12 protein-coding genes and 3 pseudogenes are annotated in these 10,916 nt (G+C 67.5%); 8 read left to right on the top strand and 7 right to left on the bottom strand.

The features are described from left to right. A pseudogene (locus ACZ4MF_RS41495) lies at positions 1 to 100 on the top strand (IS481 family transposase); the annotation flags it as partial. Here ACZ4MF_RS41495 and ACZ4MF_RS41490 read toward each other — a convergent pair. The 3 genes from ACZ4MF_RS41490 to ACZ4MF_RS41480 all read right to left on the bottom strand — a co-directional run bounded on the left by ACZ4MF_RS41490 (position 97) and on the right by ACZ4MF_RS41480 (position 2,691). Beyond that, on the bottom strand, positions 97 to 1,755 hold the full coding sequence (locus ACZ4MF_RS41490; protein ID WP_467498541.1) for a DUF6185 family protein: 1,659 nt from the start codon (positions 1,753 to 1,755) through the stop codon (positions 97 to 99). The pseudogene ACZ4MF_RS41495 and the gene ACZ4MF_RS41490 overlap by 4 nt on opposite strands. A 30-nt stretch (positions 1,756 to 1,785) precedes the next feature. After that, a complete protein-coding gene (locus ACZ4MF_RS41485) occupies positions 1,786 to 1,971 on the bottom strand; it encodes a hypothetical protein (protein ID WP_467498540.1) in 186 nt (61 codons plus the stop codon). 69 nt (positions 1,972 to 2,040) lie between these two features. Then, entirely contained in the window at positions 2,041 to 2,691 is a 651-nt protein-coding gene (locus ACZ4MF_RS41480; protein ID WP_467498538.1) for a DUF6185 family protein, read from the bottom strand. Between the two features lie 190 nt (positions 2,692 to 2,881). Between ACZ4MF_RS41480 and ACZ4MF_RS41475 the strand changes: the two genes are divergently transcribed. The 5 genes and pseudogenes from ACZ4MF_RS41475 to ACZ4MF_RS41455 all read left to right on the top strand — a co-directional run. Further along, the gene (locus tag ACZ4MF_RS41475) at positions 2,882 to 3,283 is read left to right on the top strand and encodes a hypothetical protein (RefSeq protein ID WP_467498536.1); all 402 of its coding nucleotides are present in this window, start codon (positions 2,882 to 2,884) and stop codon (positions 3,281 to 3,283) included. A 216-nt stretch (positions 3,284 to 3,499) separates the two neighbouring features. Next, positions 3,500 to 3,955, top strand: coding sequence for a hypothetical protein (locus ACZ4MF_RS41470; protein ID WP_467498535.1), 456 nt, complete (start codon positions 3,500 to 3,502; stop codon positions 3,953 to 3,955). Positions 3,956 to 4,590: 635 nt separating this feature from the next. Beyond that, on the top strand, positions 4,591 to 5,319 hold the full coding sequence (locus ACZ4MF_RS41465; RefSeq protein ID WP_467498533.1) for a hypothetical protein: 729 nt from the start codon (positions 4,591 to 4,593) through the stop codon (positions 5,317 to 5,319). A gap of 68 nt (positions 5,320 to 5,387) precedes the next feature. Further along, a pseudogene (locus tag ACZ4MF_RS41460) lies at positions 5,388 to 5,998 on the top strand (diguanylate cyclase domain-containing protein); the annotation flags it as partial. An 83-nt stretch (positions 5,999 to 6,081) separates the two neighbouring features. Beyond that, positions 6,082 to 6,298: pseudogene (locus ACZ4MF_RS41455) on the top strand (IS5/IS1182 family transposase); the annotation flags it as partial. On the opposite strand, the gene ACZ4MF_RS41450 reads toward ACZ4MF_RS41455, so the two are convergent. The 4 genes from ACZ4MF_RS41450 to ACZ4MF_RS41435 form a co-directional block, all read right to left on the bottom strand. Next, a complete protein-coding gene (locus tag ACZ4MF_RS41450; protein ID WP_467498531.1) occupies positions 6,299 to 7,120 on the bottom strand; it encodes a MerR family transcriptional regulator in 822 nt (273 codons plus the stop codon). A 404-nt stretch (positions 7,121 to 7,524) separates the two neighbouring features. Then, complete coding sequence (locus tag ACZ4MF_RS41445) at positions 7,525 to 7,860, bottom strand: transposase (RefSeq protein WP_467498555.1); 336 nt, start codon at positions 7,858 to 7,860, stop codon at positions 7,525 to 7,527. Positions 7,861 to 7,938: 78 nt separating this feature from the next. After that, on the bottom strand, positions 7,939 to 8,730 hold the full coding sequence (locus ACZ4MF_RS41440) for a transposase (RefSeq protein ID WP_467498553.1): 792 nt from the start codon (positions 8,728 to 8,730) through the stop codon (positions 7,939 to 7,941). A gap of 303 nt (positions 8,731 to 9,033) precedes the next feature. After that, entirely contained in the window at positions 9,034 to 9,648 is a 615-nt protein-coding gene (locus ACZ4MF_RS41435) for a TetR/AcrR family transcriptional regulator (RefSeq protein ID WP_467498529.1), read from the bottom strand. A 171-nt stretch (positions 9,649 to 9,819) separates the two neighbouring features. On the opposite strand from ACZ4MF_RS41435, the gene ACZ4MF_RS41430 reads away from it, so the two are divergent. Further along, positions 9,820 to 10,341, top strand: coding sequence for a peroxiredoxin-like family protein (locus tag ACZ4MF_RS41430; protein WP_467498528.1), 522 nt, complete (start codon positions 9,820 to 9,822; stop codon positions 10,339 to 10,341). Continuing rightward, positions 10,338 to 10,751 carry a nuclear transport factor 2 family protein gene (locus ACZ4MF_RS41425; protein ID WP_467498526.1) on the top strand — a complete coding sequence of 138 codons (414 nt, stop codon included), beginning with the start codon at positions 10,338 to 10,340 and terminating at the stop codon, positions 10,749 to 10,751. Before ACZ4MF_RS41430 ends, ACZ4MF_RS41425 begins: the two co-directional genes overlap by 4 nt. Positions 10,752 to 10,916 lie beyond the last annotated feature (165 nt).

Genomic DNA, 10,916 nt, shown 5'->3' with positions numbered 1-10,916 from the left:
AGACTTCCTGCACACCTACAACCACCACCGCTGCCACACCGCACTCGGCGGCCACCCACCGATCAGCCGTGTGAACAACGCTTCAGGTCAATACACCTAGCGTGTGACCAGTTGACTCCAGATGGCCACGGCGGCCCCGACCTGGGCGAGAATCCAAGCGACGTGCGCGGACAGGCCCCGGAGCTGGTAGATGGACACGAGCAGCGCGAAACGGCTGGGCCAGTACTGTCGCTCCTGCCTGAAGGTCCATGTGTCCATCCAGATGCTGGTGATCGTCAGGATGATGAGCATGAGCAGGGAATAGAGAAGCAGGTCGCGAAAGTCCGCGTGGGTGAACTTGTTCAGTAACGCGGCCAGGCCGGGGAGCACGGCGTAGGAACAGGTCAGGCTCCATGCGCGAGCGGGACTGTGGCGCCCCGGGAGCAGACGCCACAGCGTGCCCAGGACGAAACCGGCACCGGCCCACGCCGTCTGATAGGCGATGGTGCTTGCGACGAGCGCCGGGATCGCGGTGGGCTCGAAGGCAAGCCGTGTCATGTTCCAGGGTCCTGCATGTCTAGATAGAGCAGGGCTCCGCTGGCCGGAACTCCGAAGCAGAAGGCCACCTTCGCGGCGTGCACGCCGTTGGTCCACCTGTCGCCCTCCGGGCCCCAGGCCAGGGCGGCGTCCAGGACGGAGAGGTGGTCGGGTGGGTTCTTCCGGCCGCATCCGTCCACCAGCCAATGGCGCAGCGCCCGTAGCCGCCCCTCCAACTGTTCGCAAGTGACATCCCCGGCGCGTCCTTGGGTCCAGCAACTGCAACTGGTGGTTGACGTTGCGGTATTCGTGGGCTTTCGTCATCAGCTCACGTCGACGCCTCTTCGTTCTCAGTCTCTTCACGCAGAAGTGGTGACCCATCTGGCTGAGGACCGACCACCGTCGCCCCGCCGCGAGAACCGCGAGCAGCGAGCCGATGTTCAGGATGAGCCACACGCCGTACTGGATGCAGAAGCCCGCGAAGGTGGCGCCCCGCAGCCCCACAGTGAAGGCGAACACGGCCGCGGTCAGCAGCAGGTCGGGCCCTTCCGGGCCCAGGGCAGGCCGTTCCCGCTTACGGCCGGACGGTGTGCTTTGTGTCCTGGCGCGGAAGTGCAGCAGGGCGAAGAGTGCGACACCCGTCAAGAGCCAGATGTAGTCGAACATCCACGTCAGATCGCTGAACGCGAAACCCGCACGGTAGGAACTGGCGTAGGTGCCATGCCTGGACACGGGGTCGGGACCAGTGAGCCAGGTGGTCCTTCTCCACTGGTTCTCGTTCACCCACCAGAAACAACCGAGCATGCTTTCTGCGACCGCGAGGAGCAGCGCGGAGACCACCGCGATACAGCGCACCGGCGTGTTGTCCCACCGGCGGGTCCAGGAGGCGGGGATCAGTGTGCCCTCGCGCGCGAAACGCCACATCCAGGCGGCCATGGCGGCCAGCCACAACCACAGGGTAGCCAGGCCCATGAGCACATAGCCGACGTTGCCGAGGACGCTGGGCTCCGCTTTCGACGCGAGGCTCTGGGGCAGTCCGAACATCTGAGGCGCCAGGACCACCAGCGCGCCGACCGGCGCCATCGGCGACGCCACGCCGATCCCGGTGTGCGTCTGGCGCCGCCGGTGGTCTCGGGCGATGTCGGAGCCATCGGCTGTGCTGTCCAGGGCGGTGACCGGTATGGCGCTGCACCAGGGGCGCGCGACCAGGACCAGGGCAAGGCCGGCGGCAAGACACACAAGGTTGCGCCACCGGGAGCTGATCGGGGGCTAGGAGACGACCAGACTCAGCGTCAGGGCGATCGCCCCGCTGAGCAGGGCCCATTGCAGGACGATCCGCGTGAGGCCGTCGCTCCCTCCGCTGCCCACGCCTCCGGCCCGCGCCGAGGAGCCTGGTGTCCCGGTCGTGTCGGCGGAATGCGCCCGTTGGGTACGGAGCGCGGTCAGTGCGATCACGACGGAGGCGCACACCCACCAGCCCGCGACTCCGAGCTTGCTCCAGAATGACTGGCCATAGCTCAGGAGTCAGCTACGCAGCCAGGGAAGTTCGATGTCGAAATCGATGAGCGTGGGTTTCTGGTTTCTCCATACCAGGTCGTTCTCGGTGAAGGACGATGCCAGCCGGGAGCGGTCACTGAAATGCATGCCGTCCGTGTCGGCCTCCACCAGCTGCCAGTGCGCATATTGCAACGTGGGCGGCCGAAGTCGCACTTGCCACATTTTTTCCGTTGCTTTGGTGATCTGCCAAGGGCCGAGCCGGATCGGGTCGTAGTCCTCGATCCAGGCGAAGACGTCATACTGCACCGTGACTTTCTCACTGGAGGCCGTCACCACTGGAACATTTGGGCGCCATTCCTTGAGTCGTCGGCCGCTGTCAGGTCCGCGCAGCAGACACTGCAGTGCGTGTTGATATTCCGCCGACTCCTCACCGTAGGTCAGAAATCTTGCTGCGGGCCACTTTTTCAGAGGCACGTCGACTGTCATACGAGAATAGACCTTGAGGTAGGGTTCGCTGTTCTGGTCGAATTGGAGTCTGGCCGTCACGTGACTGGTGTCGAGCCGACTCTCCCAGCAGGATTCCCTGTTGTTCTGCGATGCCTGCGCCGAGGGACAGGCCCACCCCACCACGGTCACCATCATCAGCAGTAAAAGGCACTGCCACCGGATGCCCTTCATCGCCCCGACACCTCCTCCCCACGGAGATGAGGCCCTTGCCATATGCCATGCCCCCTGACATTCGGCGAGAGATATGGCGGCCCACTCCATCGGCCGCTTTCCGTTGAATTGCAGGAGATCGGCCAGTGGTTGATAATGGAATCCGATGACCGTTAACTATTTGGAGCGTCAACTATTTGATGGAGGGGTCATGACCGACACATCGGTGTCGTCCGTTGCGCGGAACCCGCTTCCCCGCTTCGAGGAAGCCCAGGGACTGGGGCCGCAGGACGCGGAGTTCGTCCGGGACCTGGTGGCGGTGCTGGCCAAACACGGGAACCTGAACCGTTTCGGCCTGTGCCTTCTGCACGACCACTTCCCGATCGCCGCGGACGAGGTCCTGGTGGAGACGAACGACTCAAGAGCCCGCACGCTTCACGCTCATGTGGCGAAGACGAACCGCACCCGGCACACCAAGCCCTCGCAGTGGCGCTTCCTGCCGCACGGCGAGGGGGAGACGGGTGTGGGGCACGACGGCGGGACGTACCAGGTGCTCCAGTTGTGCACCACGCTCGATCTGTGCCCGGGGAACGAACGCGCAGGCGACCACTGAGCCCTCCCCCGCAGCGTGCACACGTGCAAGCGGATACCAGCACCTGCTAGCGGTTGGTCGAGCCCGTTGCCGGACATAGCGTCCTCGGCCCGCAGCAAGCCCACCACGAACTCCGGTACCCGGCGAGGCCTGGCGGAGGCCGTCCAGGGTGGAGGAGCTGCGGGCGCCACCTGGGCGGCACTGCCGGTCCAGAGGGTCGCGGCTACGGCCGTGCCGATGGAGCGGCGCGGACTGTGGATCCCCTGCTCGACCGGCTGGGTGGCGCTGGTCCCTGAAGCCCGGCAGTTGGTCGCCGACGTGATCCTGCTGCTTACCCTCGCAGATCGCGGCACCGCGCCGGACGAACGCGAGCGCCACCTCCAGAGGACGGCCCGCAGCGACCTGCCGCCCTGTCTGGGTGTCGACCGCAGCACGCTCAACCTGCGGCTGACGGTCGGCGGGGCCGACACCCCGCTGCCAGGGGACGCCTGCGCCGACTCCTGCGAGTTCCGCCTGTGCCCGTACCCGCCAAGGGGCACCGCCGGCATTCGAGCCGAGCTGACCGAGGCGTTCAGCCGTCAGCAGTGGGTGCACCGTCCGGGCGGCCGCCCGGCGTCCCTCACCTACAGCGGCATCCGCGCATTCTGGCAGGAGATGATCAGCCGTGCCCGCGGCCTGCCACGCCGGGACTGACCCTCGCCACCGCAGCATGGCACCTGATTGCCTACCGCCTCGAAAGCAGACATGAGCGCCGGTGACCGCGGTCATGGAGAGCTGGCCGGACGCATGGGGGTCCGCCTGGGTGCGCGCCGCCCGCAACAGTGCCAACGAGCGCCTTCCAGGCGCCCCCGCGCGCCCCTATGGGCTGTTTATTGCTTGTGTCCCACTGGACAGGCCTGGTGCCGGAGTGAAAAAATATGGAAAAAGGGATGGAAGGGACTTCAGTAGCGGCCTCGCGGCAGGGTCAAGCTGACAGCGACGCGATGGGCGCGTCCTAGGTTCAACGCAGCGCGCCGCAGGCTTGCGCAAGGCGCGGTCCACCGGGGCATGCCGGCGGTATTCGCTGGTGCCCAAGCGACGCATGGCGACAAACGGCACGGCAGCGCGACCTGTGGCAGGACTGAAGAGTTCCCGCTTCAAGGACGACACCCGGCATGACCTGGCCCTCCCGCCCTCGACAGGCTGTCGACCCACTGATGGCTGCCGCAGTGGAGGGCGTCGTCATCTCATCAAGATCGATTCCACGTCCCGCCCGAGAGCGCGGGCCGGAGGGCGCCGCCGGAAGTCAAAGATCTACCAGCAGTTCACTCACCGTGTGGGGAGTAATGATGGCTCGCGTAGCAGGAAAGCTCGGAAAGCTCCTTCCTCAGTTCCCGGTTGCTCTAAAGGAACTGACGGTCTACGCAAGGGCTCCGCTGCCCGATCCGCCGCCCTCTGTGGACTGGGAGGGCAAGGTCAGCAACTGGCCGATGGACGGCAACAACCAGTACGGCGACTGCACGATGGCCGCAGCAGCCCACATGATCCAGTCTTGGGAGGCCCAGACCGGGACGAACGACCTGGTGCCCACCGAGCAGCAGGTCGTGGACGAGTACTTCAAGCTCACCAGGGGCAATGACAGCGGCCTGGTCGAGGCTCACGTCCTCAAGGCCTGGCAGCGTGCCGGTCTGTGGGACAACCGGGTGGTCGCCTACGCGCCGGTCAACGTCCATGATCTGACCGCCCTCAAGCAGGCCATCTACCTGTTCGGTGGCGCGTATGCCGGAATCCAGGTGCCCGCGAACGCGCAGCAGCAGTTCGCGGATCGCAAGCCCTGGACACTGGATGCCGGCTGGCAGGAACAGTCGATCGTGGGCGGGCACGCCATCCCGCTGCTGGGCTACGACGCCAACTGGCTCTACGCGATCACCTGGGGCGCGGTGCAGCCCGTCGCCTGGGACTGGTGGTCCACCTATGCGGATGAGGCCTGGGCCATCATTTCCCAGGAGTTCAAAGAAGCAGGCGAGGTCAACGGCATCGACCTGGCAGCCCTCGAGGCGGACCTCCAGCTCGTCTGAATCCACTTCTTTCCCAGGAGTGCGTACGCCCAGAGCGGCGACCGCGCTGGACCGGCCGATCGGACACTGGCCGCCCAACCTGCGCCTCTGCAATGCGTCGCAGCGCCCTCGCGGATTTCGTCCGCCCCGAGGACGTCGTCACGCTCTTGCGGACCCCGGCGGAGGGCGGCCGCGCCGAGTTGCGCCTGGGGCGGCGCGACGGCAGCTACGTCTGGGTTTCCGACTCGTTGACCGGCCTGCCCAACTCCGCCGAGCCGCGCTCCCGTCTGTCGGCTCGCCTCTGCCCACATCCACCCTATGCTGGCGAGCTCAACCCGCGGGATTCCACCGACGAGAAACGCGTGTCCGATAGAGCAGTCCTCATCTCCGACTTCCAGGCGGGGGTCGAGGCGTACGACGCCTATGACCACCACGTACACGCACGATCGCCCCGGAAAGCGAGCGCGACGACGGCGACAAGGGCCTCGCGGTGGTCTTCTGCGACCTCGACGGCTTCAAGTCGATCAACGGCCGGTTCGGGCACAACTCAGGCGATGCCGTTGTCGTCGAAGTCGCCCGTCCGCTCAGCCAGGGAGTATGGGACGGCGACACCGTTGCCCGGGTCAGCGGCGACCAGTTCGTCATCCTCGCCGACCAACGCAACACAACCGCAGCCCAGGACCTCGCCATTCGACTACGCGAGGTTCCCCCTGTGGCGTGGGGCGAGATCCGGCGTGAAGCACCCGGATCTCGCCCACCTGGCTGCGCGAACGCGGGCTCATCCCGCGCATCGCGCGCCCGGGGATCGAATCGGGCGAACGGCCCGGCCGGCACCGTTGGAAGACCGAGCGGTCGATCGCCTGGCTGTTCGGGCTACCGCCGCCTCACCCTCCGATACGAGCGAACCGGCTCGCACTTCCTCGCCCTTCTCGGCCTTGCCGCCCTGACCTGCCGCAAGAAGCTCTCAAGACTGAAGTCGGGCAGGCTGGGGCGCGATTGATCAGGCCCGGGTCACCGGTGCCTGCAGTTCCGTCACCCAGTCGTCACGATTTTCCGGGCATTCCAGGTTGATCTCGCGGGGGTATCCGGTCGACTGGTAGTCGTTGGCGTCGATCCAGCGGGCCAGGGCCTGGGCGGTGGGGAGCACGGTGTCCATCGAACCGCGGTGCACGATGGTCGCTGCCTGGTCGAGGGACGGCAGGTCGAGGATCCGGAAGGTGCCGTGCTGGAGAGGGGCGGAGACCTGGACGGCGGCGTGGACGCTGATCCTGCCTCCACCCTCCGGGGCATCCTCGTAGTACGCGATGCCGGGGCCCGTGGGAGTGATACCCGCTGAGCCCAGGCACCGGAACAGCTCGTCGTAGAGCGGCCCGATGACCGGGCCGATGTCCTCGGGCTCGAAGCTCGCGGCCGTTGCGGTCAGCTCCGCCACCCGGACGGAAGGGACGCTCTTGATGACAACGTCGTTCGTGGGCATGTGCCCCTCACTCTCGATCGCTCGGAGCCTCGCCTCGACCTGGATCAGCCGTGCTCCTGCGGCAGCCATGGCGGTCTCCAGTTCGGCCCGCCGAAGCCGCAGCATGCCGCGCAGTTCCCCGAGGCCGACCTTCTCGTCCACGATGTCCTGGACCTGCTGGAGAGTGAATCCGAGGTCCTTGAGCGCGATGATCCGGTTGAGGCGGGCGAGCTGGGTACCGGTGTAGTAGCGATAGCCGCTGGCGGGGTCGACGTGAGCCGGTCGCAGCAGTCCGGTCGCGTCATAGTGACGCAGCATGCGGACCGAGACGCGGCCATGCCGGGCGAAGTCTCCGATGGTGAACATGATGTCTCCGAGCTGACCGCCTGACACGGTGTGAGGGTCAAGAATCTACTTGGCGGCCGGGGGACAGCGAAAACTCGGGGCTACATCGGCTCAGTTGCATGGGCGTGCCCACAAGAGAGCAGTCCGTGACGAGACATCGCCACGTGAGACAGGCAATGCTCGGGGGGCCGGTGATCAGTTCTCGCCGTCAAGCCACGCCAGATGCTCGCTGTAACCCTCGTCGTCCGCGGTTTTGGGGGTGCGGGTATACATGCACACCAGGCACTGGCCGGAGGGGACGCGCCCCCATGTGTCGAGACCCTGTACGCAGAACGCGGTATACCCGCAGATGGGCAGGTGTCGAGATCGTGGCCGTCCGGATTGTGCTTTGGGTGATAGGCGGACTCTGCTGCGCAATTCGCGAATCAGGCCGTGAGTCGGTAGGCGAGGCGTTCGAGGCGGCTGCTCGGGGGGTGCTGGTCGTGGCCGGTCCAGTAGGCGTCGAGTCTGACGACGTCGAGGGCGGTTGCGGAGAAGGTGTGTTGGAGACGGACCTTCGGTAGCCCGCGGTAGCGGGCCCGGCCAATGCCGGTGATGTCGAGGGCCTGGTTGATGGTGCCCTCGACTCCCGCGCGCAGTGCGTACCTCGTTTTCAGGTCTCTGTCTTCTGCTCGGCCCGGGCCCTGGCGAGGGCTTCTTCGGGTTCTCTCGGCCGCAGAGTGAGCATGCGACGGCCCGGGTCCTCGCCCTTGGCCGCCCAGCGTGCGTCGAGATCGTAGGCGAGGCGAGGCGGAGTTGGCCGGGCGCGACGCCCTCGTCGTCGGCGGCCCGCTTTACGATCACCTCCTGCCCCTTGGCGTCGGTGCGGAGGTGGTAGGTCTGCACGAGGATCTGCCGCAGTACCTGCACTGCCTCGATCTCGCGGATCCATCCCGGAGCCCGGGCGCCCATGCGGCCCGGCACAACGCCGGCGCATCCTGGCCGAAGACCTGCGCGGGCCTGTCACGCTTGGTCTGCGAGGACGGCATCCGCCAGCTGTCCACCCGCGGCCCGTAACGGTGAGCGAACTCCGCGCCGTCCACGGCCCCGGCCAGCCAGGACGGCGCCACGACCGCGAGCGCCTCCAACGCGGCCCGCACGCTCTCCCCGGCCAGCTCCAGACGGTTCAAGTCCCGCACCGCACTGATCACATGGGTGGAGTCCGTGCGCTGCTTCCCACCGGCAGCGACCAGCCCTTCGGCCTCGCAGTGCTCAAGGAGCCGGTCGAAGGGCACCGGTTCCATGACGTGCTCGGCCAGCCGAGCCCTGAACCGACTCAACACACTGACGTCGAACCCCATGTCCATCAGCTCCACGCCCATCGCGTACTTCCAGTCGATCGCCCGCACCGCCATCGCCGCAGCCTGCCGGTCGGTCAGGTTCGCGGCGAACTGCAACACCGTGACCAGGCCCAACACCCCCGGCGACAACCCCGGAGCACCCCGGACCCCGAACGCGTCGCTGAACGGCTCGTCCGCGAAGACCTCCGTGAGCCGGTCCCGCGCCCGCATCGCCAGGCTCCCCTGCGGAAGCGCCGCCCGGGCCACCGCCGCCGTCTGCGCCGGAACCTCCGGCAGCCCCTGCGGCCGCATCGACACCCACACCACCCCTACGGCCGCACGACAGGACAACGACCGCACGAGCGATCAGCCCGTGCCCACCGTCACCCCGCAGGGAATTGCCCAGCAGAGTCGGTCCCCCGGCCCCACAGAACATCCGCGTGGCCCAGGCCGATCCTCGACTCACCCGGAGATGCCCCCGGCACACCGGCGGACCCTTGGCACCGGCGGCCGCGCCGACGCGAACCCTCTTCGCCTCTCCTGACGTCTTGACCGGCCCCTCGCACCGGTATGCGAGGGCGGTGGGGCTCCGACCACCAACGGGGAGCGCGGGTGTTACGTGCGCAGGCCACGCATCAGCGCGGCGAGCCCACCCAGGAACTCCTCGTCGGCACCCACGTCACGCGCGCGCTGCGCGGTCTGGGCCAGGTGCGGGAACTCGGTGGGCGGCAGCGCGGAGATGGCGACCGTGCCCTCGCCCGCCAGGGGCCCCAGGTGTTCCAGTTGGATGGCCCCGATGATGTAGCTCAGCAGGGCCCGTAGCGCGATGACGCGTCGTGTGCCGTCGAAGCCTGCCTCGGCGAGGACGGTGAGTACTGCTTCCGACCAGCGCAACACTGCGCGGGACTGGTGCCGGTGGGTGACCGTCAGCGGCACGACCGCGGGGTGTGCACTGATGGTGTCGCGCAGGCGCCGCACCAGGGCCTCGATCCGCTCCTCCCACGGCGTGCACGAAGGCGCCGGCTCGGTGTCGACGGTTCCGAGGACGGCCTCGACGACCAGCCGTTCGAGTTCCTCGCGGTCGGCGACGTAGCGGTAGAGCCCCATCGTGCTCATCCGCAGTTCCTGCGCGACCGCGCGCATCGACAGGCCGGCGAGCCCGTCGCGATCAATGACGGTGAGGGCGGCCGAGGCGAGCTGATCCGGGGTGAGTGAACGAGGGCGAGGCATGACGGTTGACAGCGTACGGCATACGCCTACGCTGGTAAGCGTATGGTGTACGCCTAAAGCGAGGGGGAGATGATGCACACGTCTCGAAGGCGCACGCAGGGAGGGACCTTAGGGCCGTGTGCCACTGTCGGTTCCCGCGGGCTCACGGCCGTGTCGGGCGCCCCGGTCACTGTGCCCGACCGTGACCGGCTGACCCATGTGCAGTTCCGACGGTTCGCCGGCTGCCCGATCTGCAACCTGCACCTGCGATCGGTGGTGCGGCGACACGCGGAGATCGCTCAGGCCGGAATCCGCGAGGTCGTGATCTTCCACTCCCCCGCAGAAGAACTGCGGGACCACGTATCCGACCTTCCCTTCGCGGTGATCGCCGACCCGGCCAAGCGGCTGTACACCGAGTTCGGCGTCGAGTCGGCGCCTCGCGCGCTGCTGAGCCCGCGCGCCTGGGGACCAACCGCCCGGGCCATTCTGCGCAGCGCGTGGACGATCGCCCGCGGGCGGGAGCGTCCTCCGGCCCGCAGGCCGCACGGCGGACGGCTCGGCCTTCCCGCCGACTTCCTGATCGCGCCCGACGGCCGCGTCCTCGCCGCCAAGTACGGCGAACACGCCTACGACCAGTGGACGGTCGACGAACTGCTCGAACTGGCCGCCCGAACACCACTGCCGCCAGGATCCCGTCCCGAAGGAGTGTCATGAGTGAGAATCCCCGGCCTACCCCTGCGCAGGAGCTCGCCGGGTACCTGAGGTCGTACATCCGGGAGATGGGCCTGGGCAGCGAGGACCCCGGCGTGGTCATCGACCGGTACCACACCCCGGACATCGAGTGGCACAGCGATGGGATACGGCTGGACCGGGACAGGCTGATCGCCCATGCCCGCCCTGCACGCAAGAGCGCGATCGCCCTCGACGTCGAAGTCCATGACACTCTGATGGCCGGCGACCGCGTCGCCGCCCGGTACACCCTGCGCTCCACCATGCGAAAAGGGCGTCGCTTGAACAACGAGATCTACCTGTTCGGGGAACTGGCTCCGGACGGACGGCTGCGCCGCGTCCACTCCACCACCCGTGACATGCCGGACCAGGCCGGCGACGGCACCGGGAGGTGAGGCCGCCGGGAAACCGGGCGAGACATCGTGGACATGTCGTCGGCGACCGACGGACATTGGCCGATCTGGTTCGGACCGCTCCGAGTGCCGTCGGCTCAAGCGGTGGAGGCGACGGCACAACACCCCCCACGCCGAGATCCGTTGCGTCGGCGAGCGGGGAAAGGC

The sequence above is a fragment of the Streptomyces sp. NPDC025793 genome (assembly GCF_055558375.1).
Note: the sequence above shows the minus strand (reverse complement) of the source record. Positions and strands in the feature narration are given on the sequence as shown.